The sequence below is a fragment of the Porticoccus sp. GXU_MW_L64 genome (assembly GCF_052983295.1).
In genome coordinates, this window is the sequence record NZ_JBRKJK010000003.1 from 18003 (window position 1) to 42692 (window position 24690).

The following is a 24690-nucleotide window of genomic DNA, read 5'->3' on the forward strand; positions in this document are numbered from 1 at the left end:
GGCATCACCGACATTGCAAAACCAGGGTTGCCAGCGGCGGGATGGTCAGCGACAGGTGACAGGCCTGACCGTCCCAGGGCTCCTGTACAGCCTGTACACCGCCGCCATTGCCCTGATTGCTGCCGCCGTAATCGCCGCTGTCGGTATTGAGCAATTCCTGATAAAAGCCGCCAGAGGGCACACCCACCCGGTAGTCCTGGTGAAGACTCGGGGTCAAATTGACAATCACCAGCGCCGGGTTACTGCCGTCGAAACCTTTGCGCAGGTAGGCAAAAACAGACTCGGGGTTGTCACCCGCTTTCAGCCATTCAAAACCCTCGGGCTGGCAATCCAGTTGGTGCATGGCGGGCACTTCCCGGTAGAGTTTGTTGAGGTCGCGCACCAGGCGTTGCACGCCCTGGTGCGGCTCACCGTCCAGCAGGTGCCAATCCAGGCTTTGGTCGTGATTCCACTCGTTCCACTGGGCAAACTCGCCCCCCATAAACAGCAGTTTTTTGCCCGGGTGTGTCCACATAAAGCCGTAGTAAACGCGCAAATTGGCGAATTGTTGCCAGGCATCGCCAGGCATTTTGCTCAGCAGAGAGCCTTTGCCGTGCACCACTTCGTCGTGGCTGAGGGGCAGCACAAAGTTCTCGTCGAAGGCGTACACCAGGCCAAAACTCATCTCATTGTGGTGATATTTGCGGTGTATGGGGTCGCGGGCCATATGGGTCAGGGTGTCGTTCATCCAGCCCATGTTCCACTTGAAGCCAAAACCGAGGCCACCTTCATTGACCGGCTTTGACACCCCCGGCCAGGCGGTGGATTCCTCCGCCACCATCATCGCACCGGGGTAGTTGAAGTAGACACGGCTGTTGACCTGCTGCAACAGCTCCACTGCTTCCAGGTTTTCCCGGCCGCCGTATTCATTGGGTATCCACTGGCCATCTTCGCGGCTGTAATCCAGGTAGAGCATGGAGGCCACCGCATCCACCCGCAAGCCGTCGATATGAAATTCATCCAGCCAGTAAATGGCATTGCTGATCAGAAAGCTCTGCACTTCGCTGCGGCCGTAGTTGTAGATCAGGGTATTCCAGTCCGGGTGAAAGCCTTTGCGCGGGTCGGCGTGTTCATACAGGTGGCTGCCATCCAGCTGACCCAGGCCGTGGGCGTCTGTGGGGAAGTGGCCGGGCACCCAGTCGAGCAGTACCCCCAGGCCACTTTGGTGGCAGCGGTCGACAAAGTAGCGGAAGTCATCCGGAGTGCCGAAACGACTGGTAGGCGCGAACATGCCCACTGGCTGATAGCCCCAGGAACCGTCGAACGGGTACTCGCTCACCGGCATTAACTGCAAGTGGGTAAAGCCCATGTCCAGGGCATAGGGAATCAGTTGCTCCGCCAACTGGCGATAATCCAGATAGTTGTTGCCGTCCTGACGGCGCCAGGAGCCCAGGTGCACCTCGTAGATACTCACCGGGCCGCTGTAGTTATTATTAGAGTTGTGATTGGCGTCGTTGCGGGAGGCCATCCAGTTGCCGTCGCCCCACTGATAATCCCGCTGGCCGTCAACCACCGATGCGGTCAGCGGTGGCGCCTGCATTTGGCTTGCGTAGGGGTCGGAGCGCAGTGGCATCAGGGTGCCATCCTGACTGAGTATTTCGTATTTGTAGTGAGTGCCTGCGGGCAGGCAGGGGACGAATATTTCCCAAACTCCCGCTGCCGGATGCTTGCGCATTACATGGGTGCGACCGTCCCAGGCATTGAAATCCCCCACCACGGAAACCCGTTTGGCACTGGGAGCCCAGAGCACAAACAGGACGCCATCAACGCCATCAACACAACGGGGGTGGGCCCCCATCCAGCGATAGGCCTGCTCCTGGGTGCCCTCGCAAAACAGGTGCAGGGAGTCATCGTCCAGCAGCGGTGGAAAGCGGTAAGGGTCCTGAATGTCAATAACAGAATCATCGCCGTACTCGGTCTTGTATTCTGCTTTCAAATAATAGGGAAAGACACTGGCTTGTTCCGCCAGCACACCCTCAAACAAACCATCGCTGTGAATGCTGTGCAATGTTCCAACATCGCTGTTATTGCGACTGTCGACCACAGTAACCGCTTGCGCCCCGGGCAATAATGCCCGTACCACCAAGCCTTTGGCAGACGGATGGCTGTGCATGCCCAACACCGAAAACGGATTCTCATGGTACGCCCCCATCAGGGCATGCAGCTGTTCTCCAGTCAGCAAGGTTGTTCGATCAGACATGAGCTCTCTCTGTGTTGATGGTGGCCATAAGATGTTGAATGGCGGGTATCGCAAACAAGGTTTTTGTATTTTCAATCTGCTTGCGGCGCCAGTTGGGGTATTCCTTGTGGGTGCCGGGGATATTTACCGGCGACGGAATCATCTGCAAATCTTCCAGTTGCAGCAGCATCAGCGTTGAACGGCTGCGTGCGCTGGTGGCCAAAATTGCGCTGCACAGAGCCCAGTCAAACGGCTTTGCCGAATACTCCTCTGTGGCCTGCCAACCCTCTGGCAGCCGGCCTTCACTGGCCAGCCATTGCAACAGTTGAACCTTATCATTCTGTCGAGCCGATTGACGACAACCAAGCCCTTGCACATCCGCCAGACCGTACTGACACTGCGCCTGCAGATCGTCGCCGTTCCACCAACCTGCCAGGGTTGGCACATCGTGATTGGTGACCATCAGCAAGGCATCCCGCTGATGGCTGGCCGGCAACCTGAAGCCTTGATCCTGTTTCTCAAAGAACAGCAATTTGTTGCCGAAAACGCCCACTTCTGCCATGCGTGTGCGCACTTCATCGGGCACCACCCCCAAATCCTCGCCAACCACAGCGCAGTGATTGCGATGGCTTTCCAGGCACAGCAGCGCCAGCAGGTCATCGAAGGCGTAATAGACGTAGGCCCCTCCAGCATTATCGGGCAAACACCACCAAAGCCGCAAAAGGCTCATAAAGTGGTCGATGCGCAGGGCACCGTAAACCACCATATTGGCCCGCAGCAACTCAATAAAATGGCGGTAGCCTGTGCGTTTCAACTCCACCGGTTTGAGGGCGGGCAAACCCCAGTTTTGGCCGCTTTGGGAGAACGGATCCGGCGGCGCACCTATGGATGCTTCACAACTATAAAGCGCCGGGTTGGTGGCAACTTCGGCGCCATCTGCGGTGGCGCCTACCGCCAGGTCGCCCATCAACCCGATCGACATGCCCTCAGTGACAGCCAATTGCTGGCAGTAGTGCAACTGCTCCCAGGCCAACCACTGCAAGTACTGGTGGAACTGCTCATCGCCACAGGGCAACAAGCCATCGCCGTTTTGTTGCGTTTCAAAGCAGCAGAAATCTTGTAGCGCCTGCCCTTGCCCGGCGACAAACTGCCTGAACAGCTGTCCGCGTGATGACTCTGCATGCAAATGGACGGCAACAAAATGGCTGTACATGTCGGCCAGCAGGGAGTATTTCAGCGCCCTGACCGCTGCATAGTCCACCCACTCTACGGCCCGCAAACGGTGCAGTTCGCCCTGGCAGGCCGCGCTGTTATAGACTGCCTGAACAGGGCCGGATTCGCGAAAATCGTCCACCACTTCCAGATCGACATACAACGGGTTGAGAAAGCGCCGATCAGAGGGGCTGTAGGGGCTGATCGAAAACTCGCCCTTGCCGTTCAAGGCGTGCAGCGGATTGAGGCCGATCATGCTGGCACCTTGCGAGGCACTTTCGTGAATCAGTTGCGCCAGGTCGGTAAAGTCACCAATACCCCAGTTGCGTGCAGACCGCAGGGTGTACAACTGGCAGCTGATGCCCCATACCGGTTTGTCATCAAAGCGGCAACAATGACTGGGGGCGACCACCAATTGCGTTGCCAGCCGGGTTTGGCCATCATCCAATGTCAGCTTGTGATAGCCCATGGGCACATCCGGCAACCGCAAGCGGCGGGCACTGTAGCGGCTATCATCAATCCAGTAATCGCCCACTTCTTCCAGCTCAGAAACTGGTGCGTTACCGGTGAACTGATCGCCACCCTCACAGTGTATTTGCCACTGAAAGGTCTTTTCTGTCTCATGCGGGGAAATGCGAATATCCAGATATTGGCTGCGCCCCAGAACCGCGATGTGCTGGTGTTGCAGCCAACGCTGCCAGGGGCTTGCGTCGAGGGTGAAAACTTCTTCTTCGTGGCTGGGCCTGTCTCCGCCGGGGCCATTCATGGCCTCCAGAAGTTGCACCCGGTGCTCCCAGGGCACAATTTGGCGCTGGCCGGAATAATCATCGTATTCCGCCGAAACCCCCTTGAGAAAAAGCAGCTTTTCCAATGTACCCATAAATACACGTCACCCGCTGATATCCTTACATATTATATATTACTTATAATACATAAAAAAGATACTCGGATTTCAGCTCCCGAACAGAGCAAGAAGGAGCGCCACTGCGCCCCCTCCTGTCATTCTGAGAGCAGCAACACTTAAAAACCGTCATCGCGAGCGCAGCGCGGCGATCTCTATCCAGGTACTTCGGTTTCAAGAGATTGGGTTTCAAGAGATTGGGTTTCAGGGGATTGCCGCGTCGCCCTTCGGTTCCTCGCAATGACGCCCTGGATGGTTACCTCAGGCAGTAGCACGTCCCTGTACTACCCACTACAACCAATCCAGGCTACAGCGCATCCACACCGGTTTCCCCGGTGCGGATACGAACCACTTCCTGCAGGTCGGACACAAATATCTTGCCGTCACCGATTTTTCCGGTGGCCGCAGACTTGATGATGGCTTCCACCACCACATCCACCTGGTCAGCGGAAACCGCTATATCCAGGCGCACTTTGGGCAGAAAGTCCACCACGTACTCGGCGCCACGGTACAGTTCGGTGTGCCCTTTCTGGCGTCCAAAGCCCTTTACCTCTGTGGCGGTAATGCCCTGCACGCCCACTTCTGCAAGGGCTTCACGAACATCATCCATTTTGAATGGCTTGATAATGGCTGATACTAATTTCATGTTAAATCCTCTGTCAGTCGTCGCCAATTAGCGGCTGGTAAATTCCGGATAGGCTTCCAGACCGCACTCGGCCAGATCAGCACCATCGTATTCTTCATCTTCAGAGATGCGAATACCCATAGTCACTTTCAACAGCAACCACACCACAGCACTGGCACCAAAGGTCCACAGGGCAATAGTAGCAGCACCGGCCAATTGACCCGGAAGGGTTGCACCTTCATTGGTAACCGGCACCAGCAGCAGACCCAGCAGGCCAACCACACCGTGCACCGAAATGGCACCCACAGGGTCATCGATTTTCAGTTTGTCCAACATCAAAATGCTGTACACCACCAAAGCACCACCCAGGGCGCCGAACAAGGTCGCTTGCAGCGGAGTCGGGGTAGATGGCTCAGCGGTAATCGCCACCAGACCAGCCAGCGCACCGTTCAGGCACATGGTCAGATCTGCCTTTTTGAAGATCAGCTTGCTCACCAACAGGGCGGCCACCAGACCACCGGCGGCAGCGGCGTTGGTATTGGTGAATACCATGGCCACCGAGTGAGCACTGGAAATATCGCCCAACTTCAGCACTGAACCACCGTTAAAGCCGAACCAACCCATCCACAGGATAAAGGTACCCAGGGTAGCCAGCGGCAAGTTGGCACCGGGAATGGCGACAACACTGCCATCTTTGCGGTACTTGCCCTTACGGGGGCCAAGCAGCAGAACACCGGCCAGAGCCGCCGCAGCACCAGCCATGTGTACAATGCCAGAACCGGCAAAGTCACTGAAGCCAAGCTCGCCCAGATTAAACAAGCCAAACACGTCTTTACCACCCCAGGTCCAACCACCTTCCAGCGGATAGATAACACCGGTCATAACCACAGCGAACAGCAGGAAGGCCCACAGCTTCATGCGCTCGGCAACCGCACCGGACACGATGGACATGGCCGTGGCCACAAACACCACCTGGAAGAAGAAGTCGGAAGCACCGGAATAGACGGAATCACCGCCAAAACCGTTTTCCGCAGAGGCCGCCAGTTGCTCGGCCGCGTAGTTTTCACCACCGCCGATACCGGCGAGGAAAAAGCCACCGTCGTACATAAACTGATAACCACACACCAGATACATGGTGCAGGCCACCGCGAACAGCGCAACGTTTTTGGTGAGAATTTCGGTGGTGTTTTTGGCACGCACCAAACCGGATTCCAGCATGGCAAAGCCAGCCGCCATCCACATTACCAGCGCGCCGCACACCAGAAAATAAAAGGTGTCCATGGCGAACTGAAGTTCAAAAATTTGATTTTCCACAATGGTTCTCCATATGTGAGGTTTTTGATTTTGTCATCCTGAGCGAAGCGAAGGATCTCGCACGTCGATCAAAGCAGAGATTTTTCGCTGCCCTCAAAATGACAAAGCAGTGACGTATAGCAGTTACAGAGACTTGCTGATGCCGAACACCAGGCGATCGTCTGCCAGTTCGTTACCGGAACCGATGTTGGTGCCGTAGTAACCCAGGCTGAAATCCGCACCGCCGAAGTTTTTGGTGGCAACCACAGACCAGTCCAGATAGCTGTCGTCGCCGGTACCGTCAAAGGTAATGTCCATGTCGTCGGCGCTGTTCAGGCCCAGGTGCAGATCCAGGGCAACTTCGTTTGGCAAAGCGATGGAATAATCGGAAGACAGGTAAAAGAAACTTTCGCCTCCCTCACCCAGGTATTCGTCGGAGTAGATCAGGCCCAGACTCAGATCAGAGAAGCTCACGGAGAAGGTGAACTCTTCATAATCCAGAGCACTTTCACCGGTGTAGGTGTAGAAAATCACACCGATGTCGTAATCCACATTCTCGGAAAATGAACCGGCGTAGCCACCGTAAAAGTCCAATTCAACCTGAGCAGAGGAGCCGAAATCCACATTGGATGCCCAGGTGCCGACGTAAAAACCAGATTCCGCTTCATAGTCAAAGCCACCCTGGATAGAGCCGTGCTCATTGGTCTGAGACTGGCCACGGAACACATAATCGGTGTTCAGAGTGATATTGGCAGAGATGCTGTCTTCGGCCTGAGCCGCCATACCAGCGGGCAACACCAGGGCAGCGAGAAGGGATTTAAAGGTCAAGTTACGCACGGTTATGTACTCCTGTTTAGAGGTTTGAAAAAATTCAACCATCTAATACACATACCGTGCCATATTTTAAATATGTATTAAAAACAATAAGTTATAAATAAAAAACATAATTATAAAAGCAGCATCGCACCAATTTAGTGCTATATTTGACCGCAAACCAATATTGCACCAAATTAGGTCGATAGCTTGCATTATCACCGAGCACGGTGACCTTGATTGATATGGAAGAGGACTGTGCAGGTATGGTGATCACTGGATAGAGATTGCTTCGCTACGCTCGCAATGACAGGGAATACCCCCCGTCATTGCGAGGCCGCAGGCCGCGGCAATCTCGACCAGTGTGGCAGAGGGCTTTGCAGGTGTGGGGGCAATTGGATGGAGATTGCCGCGGTCGCTTCGCTTCCTCGCAATGACGGGAAATACTTCTCGCAATACGGCTCGGGCTCTTGATTATTATTCTTCCAAAACACCGGCACCCGCAGATGGCGTGCACACATAAATGCTTTCCTTGATGCCGGTTTCCTGCTCATAGTTTTGGTGTATTACTTCGCGCACGTTGGACACCAGGTCGTGGGGCATCAACGCCACCACGCAGCCACCAAAACCTCCGCCGGTCATTCTCACGCCGCCGCGATTACCAATTTGGGAATGGACCAGCTTCACCAGGTAGTCAATGGGGGGCACGGTAATATCAAAATCGTCGCGCATGGACGCGTGGGATTCTGCCATCAAACGGCTCAAAAGCTCGATATCCTGAGCGGCCAGCGCTTGAGCCGCCGCCTCGGTACGGGCATTCTCAGTAATAACATGGCGAGCACGTTTGGCAACAACGGGGTCAAGGCCATCGCGCCCGGCATCAAAGGCCTGCAGAGAAACATCTCGCAAAGCGGGCGCGCCAAAGGCCGCCGCCGCCTGCTCGCACTGTTCCCGGCGGGTGTTGTATTCACTGTCCACCAGGCCGCGCTTGACGTTGGAGTTAATAATCATCACCGCCAGGTCTTTGGGCATCTCCACTGACCGGGTATCCAGGCTGCGGCAATCAATCAACAGGGCATTGCCCTGCTCGCCTTTGGCGGAAATCAACTGATCCATAATGCCGCAGTTACAACCGACAAAGTTATTCTCTGCGTCCTGGCCGTTGAGAGCGATTTCCTGCTGGCTGATATCCAGGTCGTACAAGGCTTTAAACACCTGTCCGATCACCACCTCAAGCGCCGCCGACGAACTCAGGCCAGCCCCTTGGGGCACATTGCCGGTCACCACCAGGTCGGCGCCACCAAGCAGGTAACCACGCTGCTGCAAGCACTTGACCACACCGCGAATGTAGTTGGCCCACAGATATTCAGGGTGATGGGCAATGTCTGCGTCCAGACTGAAGACGTCTTGTTGATTGTCGTAATCCAAAGACACCACCCGCACCTGGTGGTCATCCCGCCGCGCCGCAGCAACCACTGCGCTGTAATCAATGGCACAGGGCAGCACAAAACCATCGTTGTAATCTGTGTGTTCGCCGATCAGGTTCACCCGCCCGGGCGCTTGAACAAGCTGCTGATGGGTATAACCAAAGTGCTCGGCAAAGGCGGCCGCGGCAACGGGGGCAAGTGCGTTATTGGATGTCATAATTCCTCCTCACGATAGTGAACATCACTGACCGCCCGCAGTTTTTCTGCGGCCTGCTCCGGCGTAAGGTCGCGCTGGGATTCCGCCAGCATTTCGTAGCCCACCATAAATTTACGCACCGTGGCACTGCGCAACAGCGGCGGGTAAAAAATAGCGTGCAGCTGCCAGTGCTCACCGGCGTCGAGCTGCCCCTGGGCGTTGCGGGTAAAAGGCGCGTAGTGCCAGCCCATGGAATACGGGAAAGAGGTTTTAAACAGGTTGTCGTAGCGACTGGTCAGGCGTTTGATGGCATCGGCAAGATCATCTTTGTGCTCACTGCTGAGCTGATCAAAGCGGGTGGCCGGAAATTTTGGCAGCAGGATGGTTTCAAACGGCCAGGCCGCCCAGTAAGGCACCACCGCCAGCCAATGCTCTGTATCCACTACGGTGCGCTCGCCGGATTCCATTTCGAAACGCACATAGTCCTGCAACAAATTGCCACCGGTTTGTTCCCGGTATAGCTGCAAATTGCGATCTTTGGTGGCCACTTCATTGGGCACAAAGCTGTTGGCCCATATCTGCCCATGGGGGTGCGGCTGGGAGCAACCCATGGCGGCACCCTTGTTCTCAAAGGCCTGCACCCACAGGTAATCGCGACTCAATTCTTCAATTTGCTCCGCCCAGGTATCGACGATCCGCCGAATGGCGTCGACACCCAATTCTGGCAAGGTGCGACTGTGATCTGGCGAAAAACAAATCACCCGACTGGTACCACGGGCGCTTTCGCAGCGAATCAGCGGGTTGTTGCTGGCTGGCGCATCCGGCGTGTCGGTAGTCAGAGCAGCAAAGTCATTGGTAAAAACAAAGGTACCCTGGTAGTTGGGGTTGGTATCGCCGGACACCCGCACATTGCCCGGGCACAGAAAGCAGTTGTCATCGTAAGAGGCGCCCTGCTCATCATTAGCTTCTTCGTCCTGCCCCTGCCACGGACGCTTGGCCCGATGAGGGGATACCAGCACCCATAAACCGGTCAGCGGGTTATAGCGGCGGTGGGGGTGATCAACCGGATTAAATTCTGCCATGATGCGCTCGTCACTCATTATCGGGGCTAATTATCAGGATAGCCGTTGGGATTTTGGGATTGCCAGCGCCAGGTGTCCGCCGCCATATCTTCAAGGGTTTTAGCGGGCGTCCAGTTCAGCTCGGTCATGGCCTTGCCCGGGTCCGCCCAGCACTCGGCGATGTCTCCCGGGCGACGGGGGCATATCTGGTAGCGAACTTCGTGGCCGCAGGCTTCTGAAAAAGCCGCCACCATTTCGAGCACACTGCTGCCCTTGCCGGTACCCAGGTTATACACATGGAAGCCAGCGGTCTGGCCCACTCCCTGCAAAGCGGCAATATGCCCCTCCGCCAAATCCACCACATGTATATAGTCACGCACCCCGGTGCCGTCCGGCGTTGGATAATCATCGCCAAACACCGAGAGCTGCTCGCGGCGCCCCACGGCTACCTGAGCGATAAACGGCATCAAATTGTTGGGAATACCCTGTGGGTCTTCACCCATGGTTCCGGAAATATGCGCCCCCACCGGGTTAAAATAGCGCAGAATAATAATGCTCCAGTCGGGCTCTGCCTGCTGCAAATCCCGCAGACACTCCTCCACCATCAACTTGCTGCGACCGTAGGGGTTGGTGGTACCGCCAACCGCTGTGGTTTCCTTGATAGGCACTTCTTCCGGGTCGCCATAGACCGTGGCAGAAGAACTGAACACCAAAGACTTGACCCCGGCGCGGCGCATGGCCTGAGCCAGAACCAGGGTGCCATTGACGTTGTTATCGAAGTATTCAAGGGGCTTTTCCACCGACTCACCCACCGCCTTGAGGCCCGCAAAATGAATCACCGCCTGGATGGACTGCTCGGCAAACACACGATCGAGAATGACAGAATCGCGCACATCGCCGGTATACAGCACCGGACGCTGACCAACAATGGCCTCAATGCGATCCAGTACCGCCACCTTGCTGTTGCAACCATTGTCGAGAATCACCGGCTCCAGACCGGCCTGATAGAGCTGTATGCAGGTATGGCTGCCGATGTAGCCCAAGCCGCCAGTTATCAGAATCTTTTTCACTCTTCACCTCAATCCTATTAATAATATAATTAAACCAATTACGATCATTTCGGTCAATTCTTTTTGCAACACAGGTTGCATCCAAACTGTATTCAGCTACCAAATGCAAAATCGCCTCGCTTGCCCAAATGCCACAACCAACAAATGACACCTCCAAACAGAGTCAAATTTTCCATATCAGCTCTTGACTGACCCAAATCTCGCCCCTATAGTACGCGGCCTTAACAACGCACTCGTAGCTCAGCTGGATAGAGTACTCGGCTACGAACCGAGCGGTCGAAGGTTCGAATCCTTCCGAGTGCGCCAAGTACAAAAGGTCACCCTGGTGGTGGCCTTTTTTATTTGGCACTCTCGGAGGTAGATAAGAACCTTCCGGTTCGACAAAATGGCAGGATAGCCATTTTGGGCGCCGCAGCATAGCGAAGGCGGGCGCAGCCCGAGGGCCATGGATGGCCCGAGTCAATCCTTCCGAGTGCGCCAAGTACAAAAGGTCACCCCAGTGGTGGCCTTTTTTATTTGGCACTCTCGGAGGTCACCCCAGTGGTGGCTTTTTTATGTGTCGCTGCCGAAGGAACAAAAAAGGCCACCCACAGGCAGCCTTTAGCGCAAGCAAGAATCAAACACATCAGTTTTTCAAAATACCCAGTATATCTTCCAGCTCTACAATGGTCTGACCAACCAGTTGACGCACCTGTGTCGCCTCTTCTTTGGCATCACCGCCCCCCAAACGCTGTCGAGCACCGCCAATGGTGTATCCCTGTTCGTAGAGCAGTGAGCGGATCTGGCGAATCAGCAGGACGTCCTGGCGTTGATAATAGCGGCGATTACCGCGGCGTTTTACCGGGCTGAGGTTGGGAAATTCCTGCTCCCAGTAACGCAGTACGTGGGGCTTTACATCGCACAGTTCGCCGACTTCACCAATGGTGAAATAGCGCTTGCCAGGGATTACCGGCAATTCGTTGTTGTTACTGGCTTCCAGCATCGTCTATTCGGCTTTCCACTTTTGTTTTTAATTTTTGGCCGGGCTTGAACGTTACCACCCGGCGGGCCGAGATGGGGATTTCTTCACCGGTTTTGGGGTTGCGCCCCGGGCGGGTGCTTTTATCCCGCAGGTCGAAGTTGCCAAAACCAGAGAGCTTCACCTGTTCGTTCTTTTCCAGGGAGGTACGGATTTCTTCGAAAAACAGTTCGACAAGCTCCTTGGCCTCACGTTTGTTGAGGCCAAGTTCATCGAACAGCATTTCTGCCAGATCAGCTTTGGTCAATGCCGACATAGTTCTACCCTGTTTTTATTGGTCGCCTCAACCTCGCAAGGTTGCGCCGTATTGTTGTTCCAGCTTTCCTACCACAGCATCCACGGATTGAGTGACTTCTTGCTCATTAAGAGTGCGTGATAAATCCCTAAAGATCAACCCCAGGGCGATACTTTTTCTATTATTATCAATACCTTTGCCGTGATATACGTCAAATATCTTTAAGTCAACAAGTGCACTGCCTGCGGACTGACGGGCGGTGAGGGCCAAATCGCCAACGGCCACATCGCGATCCACCAGCAAGGCGATGTCGCGGCGTACCTCCGGGTATTTACTGACTTCCTGGAAGCTGGGTAAACGGGCATCCCGCACGCCGTCGAGAGCAATTTCAAACAGGAACGCATCTTGCCCCAACCCCAGTGATTTCTGCACAGAGGGGTGCAATTTCCCCAGCAGGCCAATGGCTCGACCATCGCGGCAAACCCGGGCGCACTGCCCCGGATGCAAAGCACTGTGCTCACCTTTGGCAAAGGTGAATTGACGGCCCTCACCACAGAGGTTGAGCAGCGCTTCCACATCCCCTTTCAGGTCATAGAAATCCACCGTGTCTTTTTCGTGCAGCCAGCCTTCCTCGAGGCGCGGACCAGAGATCAAACCGGCAATCACCGGCTGCTGTTGCAGTCCTTCCAGGTCATTGTCTTTTTCCGGCACAAAGCGCAAACCGGTTTCAAACAGGCGCACACGGTTTTGCTGACGGTTGAGATTGTGTTTGAGGGTATTGAGCAAGCCCACCCAAAGCCCGGTTCGCATAACACCCATATCGGCGGAGATGGGGTTGGCCAGTTCAATGGTGGCCGCATGGGGCTCCACCAGTTTTTGCTGTTGCGGGTCCACAAAGCTATAGGTTATCGCCTCGCGGTAACCACGGCTAATCAGCTGTTGGCGCAATGCAGCGGTACCTACCTGAGCCTCCTGCTTGGGCAGAATCGGCAACGGTGCTTCCAGTGTGGTGGTGGGCAGGCGGTTGTAGCCGTAGATACGGGCAATTTCTTCGATCAAATCCGCTTCGATGGCGATATCAAAACGCCAGCTGGGGGATTTGAATTGCCAACTGTTGTCGTCGCTGGACACCAGCTCCAGGCCCAAGCGGGTGAGCATTTCCACCACAGCATCGTCATCGAGAGTCAATCCCAATTGTTGTTGCAGGCGCGTCTTGCGCAGTTTAACGGTGGCGGGCTTGGGCAGTTTGTCTTCACAGCTGGCGCGATTCAGCGGCCCCGGTTGGCCACCGGCGATGTCCAGCAGCAGTTGCGTGGCACGCTCGATGGCGGCTTCCTGCAATTGCGGATCGACACCCCGCTCGTAGCGGTGCGAGGCATCGGTGTGCATGCCGTAGCTGCGGGCGCGGCCGGCGATGGCCAGGGGGTTGAAGTAGGCACATTCCAGGAATACATCTTTGCTGCCGGCAGACATGGCAGTGCTGTCGCCACCCATAATGCCCGCCATGGCCACGGCTTTGCTGTGGTCGGCAATCACCAGGGTATCGGCGCGCAGGGTAACGTCGGAGCCATCCAGCAATTTCAGGGGCTCCCCCTCCTCCGCCATGCGCACGCGAATGCCGCCATCCACTTTGTTGGCGTCGAAAGCATGCAGAGGCTGACCCAGCTCCAGCAATACGTAGTTGGTGACATCCACCACCGGGTCGATAGAGCGCAACCCGCTGCGGCGCAGTTTTTCCTGCATCCACTGGGGGGTGGGCTTGTTGGTATCCACATTGCGGATAATGCGGCCCACATAGTTGGGGCAAGCATCGTCGGCAATCAGTTCGATGGGCAGCACATCGTCGATCTGTGGCGTAACCGGCGCAATGGCCACTTCGTTTACGTCCACCCGGTTGAGCACAGCCACCTCGCGGGCCACACCACGCACACTCAGGCAATCGCCGCGGTTGGGGGTCAGGTCAACTTCAATCAGTTGGTCGTTTAAATCCAGGTAATCGCGCAAATCCGCCCCAGTGGGCGCATCCGCAGGCAGTTCCCAAATGCCATCGGCACTGTCACTGGCACCCAATTCGTCTTCCGAGCAAAGCATGCCGAAGGATTCCACACCACGCAGTTTGGCTTTTTTGATTGTAAAATCGCCGGGCAGCTTGGCACCCACGGTGGCAAAAGCGGTTTTCAGGCCCAGACGGGCGTTGGGCGCGCCGCACACCACCTGTACCGTTTCATTGCCATTACCCGCCACCTGGCAGACCCGCAGCTTATCCGCATCCGGATGCTGTTCGATGGCAACAATTTCACCCACCACTACACCGCTAAACTCCGCCGCCGCGGGTTCTACACCATCCACTTCCAGGCCCGCCATGGTGATCTGGGCCATCAATTCTTCGGTGGTAATTTGCGGATTGGCCCATTCGCGCAGCCAGGATTCGCTGAATTTCATCTTTTGTCCTTTCGACCCGCCAGAGCGAGTTCAAAGCTGATTACTTCGTTAGAGGGGGTCGCACGTCTGACGTCGCACGTCGCACGCTTAAACCTCCTAAATTATCTTTGGCGGAATAACTGCTAGGAGCCTGTCGGGTTTAGGTGATCGTCACGAGGGAAAGACCGATTTGAGTCAGATTTTCCGATTATTTGAGGCGAATAGCCCGCTATTTAACGAGAATAATCGGGAAATATGGCCAAATCCGGCTTTTCCGCAGTAGATTTATCTTAAACCCGACAGGCTCCTAGGTCATAGCAATTGTATTTCTCCGTTAGTCGCTCGCTGCCACACTGCGTGCGACGTGAAGCGTGCGACGTGCGACCGCTTTAAAACTGCTTCAAAAAGTTCAAATCGTTCTCAAAGAACAACCGCAAATCATTCACGCCGTAACGCAGCATGGCCAGGCGTTCTACGCCCATGCCGAAGGCGAAGCCGGTGTATTGGTCCGGGTCGATGTCGCAGTGTTTGAATACGTTGGGGTGTACCATGCCGCAGCCCATTACCTCCAACCAACCGGTGTGGCTGCACACGCGGCAGCCTTTGCCACCGCAGTTGGTGCACTGGATATCCACTTCAGCAGACGGTTCGGTGAATGGAAAATAAGACGGCCGGAATCGCACCGGCAAGTCCGCTTCAAAGAATGCCTTGAGGAACTGATCTACAGTGCCTTTCAGGTCCGCCATGCTGATGTTTTTGTCCACCACCAGTCCTTCTACCTGGTGAAACATGGGGGTGTGGGTCAGGTCGGAATCGCAGCGGTACACACGGCCGGGGCACACCACGCGGATGGGAGGCTGCTTGCCTTCCATGGTGCGAATTTGTACCGGTGAGGTATGAGTGCGCAGCACGGTGTTCTCGTTGATGTAAAAGGTATCGTGCATGGCACGCGCCGGGTGGTGGGCGGGAATATTGAGGGCCTCGAAGTTGTGGTAATCATCTTCAATCTCCGGACCTTCGGCGATGTCGTAACCCACTTTGGTAAAAAAGGCTTCGATACGCTCCATGGTGCGGGTAACCGGGTGCAGGCCACCCACTTCAGAAGCACGCCCAGGCAGGGTGACATCGACGGTTTCGCTCTCCAGTTTGGCGTCAATAGCGGCCTTTTCAAACCCGGCTTTGCGGGTGTTAATCAGCTCCTGAACTTCCTGCTTGACCACATTGATTTGCGCGCCGGCTTTGGGGCGCTCTTCCGGAGACAGTTTGCCAAGCCCTTTCAGCAGACCGGTAATCTGGCCTTTTTTGCCCAGATAGTCCACCCGAATGTCGTCCAGCACGGCGGCATCGGTGGCGGCGTTGACGGCAGCTTTGGCTTGTTGTGCCAGTAATTCGAGATTTTCCACATTCTTTTCCAAGTCTTCGTTTTCTTCCTGCTGTCATCCTGAGGGAGCGAAGCGACCGCGAGGATCTCATACTTTCGAAGATGCGAGATCCTCACGTCGGCTTCGCCTCCTCAGGATGACAATGCAGGCAAAAAAATAGGGAAAGAGCCAGGCCCTTTCCCTATCGGGTGTTGCATATAACACTGGGATCAACGACCCCAAGCGCTATCAGGCAAGGGCGGCTTTTGCTTTTTCAACAACTGCCGCAAAGCCCACTTTGTCGTGCACAGCCAGATCAGCCAGTACGCGACGATCCAGGGCAATACCGGCTTTTTTCATGCCGGAAATGAACTGGCTGTAGGTGATGCCTTCGTTGCGAGCCTGGGCGTTAATACGAGTAATCCACAGCTGGCGGAAGGTACGCTTTTTAACGCGACGGTCGCGGTAGGCGTATTGGCCAGCTTTGGTTACGGCTTGCTTGGCAACGCGCAATACGCGACTGCGAGCACCGTAGTAACCCTTGGCTTGCTTCAGAATTTTTTTGTGCTTTCTGCGTGCGGTAACACCGCGCTTGACTCGAGCCATTTTTCTATCCTCTACTTAATGTTTGAAAATGAGCGCGGTTAAACCCGCAGCATGCGATCGACCAGTGGCTTGTCGGCAGCGTTCATTTGATCGGTGCCGCGCAGCTGGCGCTTACGCTTGGTGCTCATTTTGGTGAGGATGTGGCTTTTGTTAGCGTGCTTGTGCTTGTAGCCGGAAGCGCTTTTCTTGAAACGCTTGGCGGCTCCGCTGTGTGCTTTGGCTTTTGGCATTGTCTGTACTCCACAATGTGATACCCGCTGGGTATCAAGGTTTAATAAAAGGAAAAGTCTGTTCGGTCAGCCAGCCAACAGGCTGAGGGCGATACAGCCGACTTTTGCATGCCTTGTCATCCCCGCGAAGGCGGGGGTCCATCCTTTCGGATGGTGGATTCCCGCCTTCGCGGAAATGACGTCAAAATTCGGTTCACTTTCCCACGATTTTGCGCGTTACTGCTTTTTAAACACTACTTTCTCTTAGCTTATTTCTTTTTACTAAGAGGCGCGATCACCATGGTCAGTTGGCGGCCTTCCATTTTTGGAAATTGCTCAACTTGCCCCAGTTCTTCGAGATCTTTTTCGATGCGTTTGAGCATCTCCATACCGATTTCCTGGTGGGCCATTTCGCGACCGCGGTAACGCAGGGTTACCTTGGCCTTGTCGCCGTGTTCAAGGAAACGTACCAGATTGCGCAGCTTGATCTGGTAGTCACCTTCGTCCGTCCCTGGGCGAAACTTCATTTCTTTTACTTGTGTCTGCTTCTGCTTTTTGCGCTGGGCGGCCTGTTGCTTTTTCAGTTCAAACAGGTGCTTGCCGTAGTCCATAATTTTACAAACTGGCGGCTTGGCCTCGGGAGCAATCTCTACCAAATCCAGCTTGGCAGCCTGGGCAGCGCCAAGCGCCTCGTCAAACGGCACTACGCCAACTTGTTCGCCGTCGGCACCCACCAGGCGCACTTCGCTCAGGTCGGTGATGTCGTCGTTCAACCGGGCCCGCTTCTGCCCTTTTTTGTAATCTTTCTTGATGCTGCTTCTCCAGTGCGTTTAAGTCATTCAGCAAGCTTTTTGTTCAAAAACAAACAGTCTAGGAACGAGAGCGACCGCGGCTCTGTATGTCCTCGCGAAGACGGCTGGCAAAGTCGTCGAGACTGATGCTGCCAAGGTCTTCCCCGGTACGGGTACGGACGGCCACGGTCTGATTTTCCACCTCCTTATCGCCCACAACGAGTAGATAAGGAATGCGCTGAATTGTGTGCTCGCGGATTTTAAAGCCGATTTTTTCGTTTCTCAAGTCATTAATCACCCTAAAACCCTGATTTTGCAGGGAATCGGTCACTTTTTTGACGTATTCCCCCTGACTGTCGGTAATATTCATCACCACCGCCTGCTCTGGCGCCAGCCAGGTGGGGAATGCACCTTCATAGTGTTCAATCAAAATACCTACGAATCGCTCGAAAGAACCGAGAATGGCGCGGTGCAACATGACTGGCACCTGACGGCTGTCATCTTCCGCCACATATTGGGCGTCGAGGCGTCCGGGCATGGAAAAGTCCACCTGAATGGTGCCCAATTGCCAGACCCGACCCAGGCAATCTTTGAGGGAAAATTCGATCTTGGGGCCGTAGAACGCACCCTCCCCCGGCAATTCCTGCCATTCCAGGCCCTGACTGTCGAGGGCATCGCCCAGGGCTTTTTCTGCCTTGTCCCAATCCTCATCGGTGCCCACGCGCTTTTCCGGGCGGGTGGAAAGGCGGTAGATAATGTCGCTAAAGCCAAAGTCCGCATACACTTCGTGCAGAAACTCGGTAAAGGCCACCACTTCACTTTGAATCTGAGCTTCGGTACAGAAGATATGGCCATCGTCCTGCACAAAACCCCGCACCCGCATAATGCCGTGCAGTGAGCCGGAGGGTTCGTTGCGGTGGCAGGAGCCAAATTCCGCCAGCCTTAATGGTAAGTCTTTGTGGCTGCGCAAGCCCTGATTAAACACCTGTACGTGGCAGGGGCAGTTCATGGGCTTGATGGCAAACTGCTTGTCGTCGGACTGCAGGGCGAACATATCGTCGCCAAACTTGGAGGCGTGACCGGAGCGCTCCCACAGGCTGAAATCCACCAATTGCGGGGTTTTGATCTCCTGGTAGCCGCGACGGTTTTGCTTGTCGCGCATGTACTGCTCGATGGTTTTGTAAATGCTCCAGCCGCGAGGGTGCCAAAAAATCTGCCCCGGCGCTTCTTCCTGCAAGTGCAAAAGATCGAGCTTTTTGGCAATTTTGCGGTGATCGCGCTTTTCCGCTTCCTGCAGGAAGTTGAGATGCTTTTTCAGTTGTTTGCGGTCCGCCCAGGCGGTGCCGTAAATGCGCTGCAATTGCTTGTTACTGGAATCACCCCGCCAGTAAGCGCCGGACACCCGCATCAATTTGAAATAGTGGCAGAAACGCATATTCGGCACGTGGGGGCCACGACACATGTCCACGTATTCTTCGTGGTGGTACAGGCCAGGCTGGTCGTCACGATCGACGTTTTGATCAAGAATTTCCACCTTGTAAGGCTCACCGCGAGCCTCAAAAGCATCCCGCGCCTGTTGCCAGCTGACTTTCTTTTTCACCACATCATAGTCAGTTTTGGCCAGTTCCAGCATACGGGCTTCCAGCTTCTCTACGTCTTCATCAGTCAGGCGGTGGTCCAGATCAATGTCGTAGTAAAAGCCGTTGTCGATGGTGGGACCAATGGCCATCTTCGCCTCCGGCCACAGTTGCTTGACTGCGTGACCCAGCAAGTGAGCGCAGGAGTGGCGGATAATTTCCAGACCATCCTCGTCTTTGCTGGTGAAAATGGTTAGCTCAGCGTCTTCATTTATTAAGTCGTGGGCATCCATCCGCACGCCGTTAACGCGACCACCAAGGGTGGCTTTGGCCAGGCCTGGGCCGATATCGGCGGCGACGTCGTAGATGGAAACCGGGTTGTCGAAGGAACGCTGACTGCCGTCAGGGAGGGTAATTACAGGCATTGAATTGTCCTTTCCAGTGGTGGCCCATACGCGGGGTCACTTGGGTTGCATTACGTCATCCTGAGCGCAGCGAAGGATCTCGCAATTCGAGTCAAGAAAGAGGTTCTTCGCTGCACTCAGAATGACGGGGTGTTAGAGGGCGGCAAGTATATCGCCGTAGGGCGGATTAGCGCCAGCGTAATCCGCCGAACTTTTAAATAGATCCTGAATCCGTGATTTCAGAGTGAGTGTAGAGTGCAAGATATTGGTTTTACAGTGGAATTGAAAAATCTTAGCTTCACCCATCGGTTAAGTGGGTATTTTTCAAACCGCTGTGGAATCAAGAGCTTGTGCTATACGCCGCTCTGAAGTCACGGATTCAGGTAGATATCACCAATTGACAAATACAAACAGGAACCCTAAATTAAGTCCAATATACAGATTTATTTATGGTCTTATTATGCCTTCTTCTATTTTTGCCAATACAGCTGGCAGCATTTCAGAACTAAAGAAAAACCCTATGGCTCTGGTAAACAGCGGCAATGGAGAAGCTGTAGCTGTTCTAAACCATAATCGCCCGGCTTTTTATTGCATCCCTGCTGAAGCCTATGAAGCCCTTGTTGAATACGTAGATGATTTAGCCCTGACAGAGCTCATCGAAGCCCGCAAAGGCGAAACCCCGGTTCCGGTATCTCTTGATGAGCTATAGCCTGGAATTCCTGCCCAGTGCTCTCAAAGAATGGAGAAAGCTGGGCGCAACAATTAAAGGCCAATTCAAAAACAAACTCGAAGAACGCCTCGTTCATCCTCACGTAGATGCAGACAAACTGCGAGGCTACCAAAATTGCTACAAAATCAAACTCAGCTCGGCGGGTTATCGGCTTGTATATCAAGTGGATGATGGCAAGGTTACTGTGACGGTGGTTGCTGTTGGCAAGCGAGAAAGGGCTGCCATATACCGGAAGTTGGCTGAGCGGCTGTGATATGTGCCGCGCAGCGAAGGATCTCGCACTTCGAGTCAAGAAAGAGGTTCTTCGCTGCACTCAGAATGACGGGGAGTTATTAAACCGGCAACCTTATAGGTTGCGTTTAATAATGCGGCACAGGGATGTGCCGCCGCTGGCGTAGCCAGCGCGAGCTCAATAAAATCAAGCACTTCCGCGCAAGTGCGTCAGGTTTTATTGAGCGCGCAATAGAAAAGGCAGGACGCCTTTTCTATTGCCGGGTTAATAGAGGGCGGCAAGTATATCGCCGTAGGGCGGATTAGCGCCAGCGTAATCCGCCGGGATTTTGGGTCGTGTTTGGGCGATTTGCGATCGGATTGACTCAGGCCATCCATGACCTTCGGGCGGCGCCCAAATTTGCTGTCCTGCATTAGTGACTCGCCACATCCATGTGGCTCGGGCTTCGCCCGCCTGCGGCGCCCAAATTTGCTGTCCTGCAAATTTGTCGAACGTGGTTGAACCTCACACAACCACCATACAAAAACACCCCTATGCCACAGGCATAGGGGTGTTTTTGTATGGTAGACGCGATCGGATTCGAACCAACGACCCCCACCATGTCAAGGTGGTGCTCTAACCAACTGAGCTACGCGTCTGGTGATGGTTTGAGGGCGCGTAATTTAGCAGTGCGCCCTGGTAAGAGCAAGTAATTTCAAATCAATCATTTCAGATTAAAGCTCAGCCTGCCGTTCGCGAATGGCCTGGCTCAGCCCGGCTATCATTATCCATAGCAATCCCAAAAAACCACCAACAACCACAGAAAGCGCCAGCACCAATGCTTTTTTGGGGCTTTCTTCTTTTAGCGGCCTCGACAGGGGTTTTAGTACCTGAAACGTGTTGGCATCGTTGCGGTGTTTTTTCAAACGCGCCAAATCCGACTCCACCAAATCCAGTTGATTTTGCAGGTCGCGCAAACCCGGCACAAAAGCATCTTTATCCTGGCGCTGGCGCAGTGCTTGCAATTGTGAAGACAGGGTTTTGGTGCCCAGCAGGAATCGGTTATTGACGACACTGACTTCAATATTAGCCAATTGTTCGTAGGGAGTTTCTTTAATCCCCATTTGACCGGCAATATTCAGTGCTTCTTCCAGCCCGGCTATTTCATCCTGCAACTGAACCTGATATTGCCGTTTCGCCCGTTCAATATCTTCCATCAGTTTGCCTTTCTGAATATCCAACACCTGATTCATACGGTTGATCAGCTCATTGACAACCTGTGAGTTAATGGCTTTCAGGAAGCTGGAAATCAACATCAGCTCTTCGTCCGGCGACTTGCTCATCAGCGCGACCGTCACCGTCACGTCTTCTTTCTTACCTTCTTTAATATCCAGGTCTTCATTAAACGCCAGGAAGTTTTCAAGGCTTTCATCGCTGATACTTTCTGAAGGCAGACTGTGATAATTCACCCAGAATGCCTGCCGGCGATTCTCTGATTGCAGGTAGCCTTTTACCAGCTCAAACGCATTGCCAGCGGTTATTTTTGACAGGGTGTAGCGGCCATTGGCCTGGGGGGGCTGTATTGGTTCCAGATCAGAGGCAATGGGCGGAGCAATAACGGTTTCCAGCAAATAGGACTTTGGCGTTACCACCAGGTATGCAATACCCAACGCCAAACAAACCACCGCTGCACCAATAATCTTCCATTTGCCCGCCCAGATTTTGGCGCACAGGGCTACCAGATCAATTTCATCGTTGCTGTAGTAAACCTGCTCCGCAGCAGGCATTTGATTCGGGTTCAACGTCTATCTCCGTGAGTTGTAACAAGGCGCGGATAATACCATTACACCGGCGTCAGACCTATACAGCTGCACGAACTTTTGCGATCTGATCGCGTATTTTCGCCGCTTCTTCAAATTCCAGATTCTTGGCGCATTGGTACATTTGTTCTTCCAATTCAGCAATGCGACTCGCTTGTTGTTTAGGGTCATCCATCGCAGCACTCAGAGTGTATTCCGCTTTGGCTTCAGCCACTTTTTGCAGGCGGCCTTTTCTGGGCATTCCTGGCACCACCGCACCTTCCAGAATATCCGCCACGGCTTTTTTAACGCCTTTCGGCGTAATCCCGTGTTGTTCGTTGTGGGCCATTTGTTTGCGGCGGCGGCGTTCGGTTTCATCCATGGCGCGCTGCATGGAGCCGGTTATCCGGTCGGCGTAGAGAATCGCTTTACCATTGACGTGGCGAGCGGCCCTGCCAATGGTTTGCACAAGTGACTGCTCCGAACGCAGAAAGCCTTCTTTGTCGGCATCGAAGATGGCCACCAGAGACACTTCCGGCATATCCAGCCCCTCTCGCAGCAGGTTGATACCCACCAGCACATCGAACTCGCCACTGCGCAGGTCGCGGATAATTTCTACCCGCTCCACGGTGTCGATATCGGAATGCAGATAGCGCACCCGCACGCCGTGGTCCGCCAGGTATTCGGTCAAGTCTTCCGCCATGCGTTTGGTAAGCACGGTAATCAGCACCCGCTCGTCTGCCGCGACCCGAACGGTAATTTCAGACAACACATCATCCACCTGACTGCCCGCCGGCCGCACTTCCAGTTCCGGATCCACCAACCCTGTGGGGCGCACCACCTGCTCCACCACTTGCCCGGCATGCTCAGCCTCATATTTGCTCGGCGTGGCAGAGACAAAAATCGCCTGCGGTGCCAGATGTTGCCATTCATCAAAACGCAGTGGGCGGTTATCCAGCGCCGACGGCAGGCGGAAGCCGAATTCCACCAGGGTTTCCTTGCGGGAGCGGTCGCCTTTGTACATGGCGCCAAGCTGGGGAATGGTGACGTGAGATTCGTCAATCACCATCAGCGCATCTTTGGGCAGATAATCAAAAAGACAGGGCGGCGGCTCACCGGGCTGGCCACCAGACAGGTAGCGGGAGTAGTTTTCAATACCGGTGCAATAACCCAATTCCTGCATCATTTCCAGGTCATAGCGGGTGCGTTCTTGCAGGCGCTGGGCCTCTACCAGCTTGCTATTTGAGCACAACTGCTCCAGGCGCTCCGCCAGTTCTTCTTTTATATGCTCTACCGCTTCAAGAATGGTTTGCCGGGGGGTGACATAGTGAGTTTTGGGGTAGACGGTAAACCGGGGTACCTGGCGCAGGATTTCGCCGGTTAGCGGGTCAAACACCGACAGGCGCTCCAGCTCATCGTCAAACAGCTCTACCCGCAGAGCTTCAAATTCAGAATCCGCCGGATGAATATCAATCACATCCCCCCGCACCCGGTAGGTGGCACGGCGGAAATCCATATCGTTGCGGCTGTACTGCAACTCTGCCAGACGCCGCAGCAGGGTGCGCTGATCAATTCGCTCGCCACGCACCAGATGAATCACCATCTGGTGATAGGACTTTGGATCACCCAGGCCATATATAGAAGATACAGTGGCCACCACCACCACATCCCGACGCTCCAGCAGAGCCTTGGTAGCGGACAGGCGCATCTGCTCGATGTGTTGGTTGACCGAGGCGTCTTTCTCTATAAAAGTATCGGAAGACGGCACGTAGGCTTCGGGCTGATAGTAGTCGTAGTAAGAGACGAAGTATTCAACCGCGTTATTTGGGAAGAACTCTTTGAATTCCCCGTATAGCTGGGCGGCCAACGTCTTGTTGTGAGCCAGAACAATTGTAGGCCTCTGGATTTCCTGAATAACGTTAGCGACGGTGAAGGTTTTGCCGGAACCAGTCACACCCAACAGGGTTTGCGAGGCCAGGCCGGATTCAATACCAGTGATCAGGCCTTGAATAGCAGCGGGTTGGTCACCAGCTGGGGAGTACTCACTATCAATTGCAAAGGGTTTGTTGATCACAATAATTCAAGCTTCAAAATAAAGTGGGTTACTATACCGTAAGACGATGTAGGGTGGATTAGCACAGCGTAATCCACCTCTTGTGGTAATGCTGTTCACTTTAAGGATTCTGTCATTCCTGCGAAGGCGCATTGTGTAAGTCCTTTAGCCAAATGGATGGCTGAAAGGCTCAAAAATTTCGTCGTCTCCGCGCAGGCGGAGATCCAGCGGCTTTACTTGTAAATCAGTCATATAAAAGACACTGGATTGCCGCGCTGCGCTCGCAATGACGGCTTGGGTGGTTACCCTGGCACGCCCTCATAAACAAGCGGCAACATTCAGGCAGGCTCTAAACTTACCGGAAGATAAACTGTCAGTAGTCGGTATCAATAAATGCCCTATACCCTTGGCCCTGAACGTAATCGAAGCAGACCAGCCACTGTTGATAAAAGACGATTT

Annotated in this window: 20 protein-coding genes and 2 tRNA genes; 3 read left to right on the forward strand and 19 right to left on the reverse strand. The window is 54.3% G+C overall.

What is annotated here, in order from left to right:
• Nucleotides 1-4: 4 nt before the first annotated feature.
• From glgB to galE, 8 genes are all read right to left on the reverse strand, one after another.
• Nucleotides 5-2239, reverse strand: coding sequence for a 1,4-alpha-glucan branching protein GlgB (gene glgB / locus ACVBEJ_RS02940; RefSeq protein ID WP_447128107.1), 2235 nt, complete (start codon nucleotides 2237-2239; stop codon nucleotides 5-7).
• On the reverse strand, nucleotides 2232-4310 hold the full coding sequence (gene malQ / locus ACVBEJ_RS02945) for a 4-alpha-glucanotransferase (protein WP_447128108.1): 2079 nt from the start codon (nucleotides 4308-4310) through the stop codon (nucleotides 2232-2234). The genes glgB and malQ overlap by 8 nt, the downstream gene beginning before the upstream one ends.
• A 328-nt stretch (nucleotides 4311-4638) precedes the next feature.
• On the reverse strand, nucleotides 4639-4977 hold the full coding sequence (locus ACVBEJ_RS02950; RefSeq protein ID WP_447128109.1) for a P-II family nitrogen regulator: 339 nt from the start codon (nucleotides 4975-4977) through the stop codon (nucleotides 4639-4641).
• A gap of 27 nt (nucleotides 4978-5004) precedes the next feature.
• Complete coding sequence (locus ACVBEJ_RS02955; protein WP_447128110.1) at nucleotides 5005-6270, reverse strand: ammonium transporter; 1266 nt, start codon at nucleotides 6268-6270, stop codon at nucleotides 5005-5007.
• A 123-nt stretch (nucleotides 6271-6393) separates the two neighbouring features.
• On the reverse strand, nucleotides 6394-7086 hold the full coding sequence (locus ACVBEJ_RS02960) for a TorF family putative porin (RefSeq protein WP_447128111.1): 693 nt from the start codon (nucleotides 7084-7086) through the stop codon (nucleotides 6394-6396).
• 453 nt (nucleotides 7087-7539) lie between these two features.
• A complete protein-coding gene (galK, locus tag ACVBEJ_RS02965; protein WP_447128112.1) occupies nucleotides 7540-8706 on the reverse strand; it encodes a galactokinase in 1167 nt (388 codons plus the stop codon).
• Nucleotides 8703-9767, reverse strand: coding sequence for a UDP-glucose--hexose-1-phosphate uridylyltransferase (locus ACVBEJ_RS02970; RefSeq protein ID WP_447128113.1), 1065 nt, complete (start codon nucleotides 9765-9767; stop codon nucleotides 8703-8705). Before ACVBEJ_RS02970 ends, galK begins: the two co-directional genes overlap by 4 nt.
• A gap of 26 nt (nucleotides 9768-9793) precedes the next feature.
• A complete protein-coding gene (galE, locus tag ACVBEJ_RS02975) occupies nucleotides 9794-10816 on the reverse strand; it encodes a UDP-glucose 4-epimerase GalE (protein ID WP_447128114.1) in 1023 nt (340 codons plus the stop codon).
• Nucleotides 10817-11045: 229 nt separating this feature from the next.
• Between galE and ACVBEJ_RS02980 the strand changes: the two genes are divergently transcribed.
• Nucleotides 11046-11122, forward strand: a tRNA-Arg gene (locus ACVBEJ_RS02980).
• Between the two features lie 319 nt (nucleotides 11123-11441).
• Here ACVBEJ_RS02980 and ACVBEJ_RS02985 read toward each other — a convergent pair.
• The 8 genes from ACVBEJ_RS02985 to thrS form a co-directional block, all read right to left on the reverse strand.
• A complete protein-coding gene (locus ACVBEJ_RS02985; protein ID WP_447128115.1) occupies nucleotides 11442-11798 on the reverse strand; it encodes a MerR family transcriptional regulator in 357 nt (118 codons plus the stop codon).
• Entirely contained in the window at nucleotides 11782-12090 is a 309-nt protein-coding gene (gene ihfA, locus ACVBEJ_RS02990) for an integration host factor subunit alpha (RefSeq protein WP_447128116.1), read from the reverse strand. Before ihfA ends, ACVBEJ_RS02985 begins: the two co-directional genes overlap by 17 nt.
• Nucleotides 12091-12117: 27 nt before the next feature.
• Entirely contained in the window at nucleotides 12118-14511 is a 2394-nt protein-coding gene (gene pheT, locus ACVBEJ_RS02995) for a phenylalanine--tRNA ligase subunit beta (protein ID WP_447128117.1), read from the reverse strand.
• Between the two features lie 368 nt (nucleotides 14512-14879).
• The gene (gene pheS / locus ACVBEJ_RS03000; protein WP_447128118.1) at nucleotides 14880-15893 is read right to left on the reverse strand and encodes a phenylalanine--tRNA ligase subunit alpha; all 1014 of its coding nucleotides are present in this window, start codon (nucleotides 15891-15893) and stop codon (nucleotides 14880-14882) included.
• Nucleotides 15894-16100: 207 nt separating this feature from the next.
• Nucleotides 16101-16457 (reverse strand): 50S ribosomal protein L20, encoded by a 357-nt coding sequence (gene rplT / locus ACVBEJ_RS03005; protein WP_289155546.1) that lies wholly within the window; start codon nucleotides 16455-16457, stop codon nucleotides 16101-16103.
• A gap of 38 nt (nucleotides 16458-16495) precedes the next feature.
• Entirely contained in the window at nucleotides 16496-16687 is a 192-nt protein-coding gene (rpmI, locus tag ACVBEJ_RS03010) for a 50S ribosomal protein L35 (RefSeq protein WP_289155548.1), read from the reverse strand.
• 248 nt (nucleotides 16688-16935) lie between these two features.
• Nucleotides 16936-17478 (reverse strand): translation initiation factor IF-3, encoded by a 543-nt coding sequence (infC, locus tag ACVBEJ_RS03015; RefSeq protein WP_447128148.1) that lies wholly within the window; start codon nucleotides 17476-17478, stop codon nucleotides 16936-16938.
• Between the two features lie 58 nt (nucleotides 17479-17536).
• Nucleotides 17537-19459 carry a threonine--tRNA ligase gene (thrS, locus tag ACVBEJ_RS03020; RefSeq protein ID WP_447128119.1) on the reverse strand — a complete coding sequence of 641 codons (1923 nt, stop codon included), beginning with the start codon at nucleotides 19457-19459 and terminating at the stop codon, nucleotides 17537-17539.
• Nucleotides 19460-19898: 439 nt separating this feature from the next.
• Between thrS and ACVBEJ_RS03025 the strand changes: the two genes are divergently transcribed.
• Both ACVBEJ_RS03025 and ACVBEJ_RS03030 read left to right on the forward strand, forming a co-directional pair.
• Nucleotides 19899-20147, forward strand: coding sequence for a type II toxin-antitoxin system Phd/YefM family antitoxin (locus ACVBEJ_RS03025; RefSeq protein WP_447128120.1), 249 nt, complete (start codon nucleotides 19899-19901; stop codon nucleotides 20145-20147).
• Nucleotides 20137-20421, forward strand: coding sequence for a type II toxin-antitoxin system RelE family toxin (locus tag ACVBEJ_RS03030; RefSeq protein WP_447128121.1), 285 nt, complete (start codon nucleotides 20137-20139; stop codon nucleotides 20419-20421). Before ACVBEJ_RS03025 ends, ACVBEJ_RS03030 begins: the two co-directional genes overlap by 11 nt.
• Before the next feature lie 540 nt (nucleotides 20422-20961).
• Here ACVBEJ_RS03030 and ACVBEJ_RS03035 read toward each other — a convergent pair.
• The 3 genes from ACVBEJ_RS03035 to uvrB form a co-directional block, all read right to left on the reverse strand.
• Nucleotides 20962-21038 (reverse strand) — tRNA-Val (locus ACVBEJ_RS03035).
• Nucleotides 21039-21113: 75 nt separating this feature from the next.
• On the reverse strand, nucleotides 21114-22181 hold the full coding sequence (locus ACVBEJ_RS03040; protein ID WP_447128122.1) for a Wzz/FepE/Etk N-terminal domain-containing protein: 1068 nt from the start codon (nucleotides 22179-22181) through the stop codon (nucleotides 21114-21116).
• Nucleotides 22182-22239: 58 nt separating this feature from the next.
• A complete protein-coding gene (gene uvrB / locus ACVBEJ_RS03045) occupies nucleotides 22240-24249 on the reverse strand; it encodes an excinuclease ABC subunit UvrB (RefSeq protein WP_447128149.1) in 2010 nt (669 codons plus the stop codon).
• Nucleotides 24250-24690 lie beyond the last annotated feature (441 nt).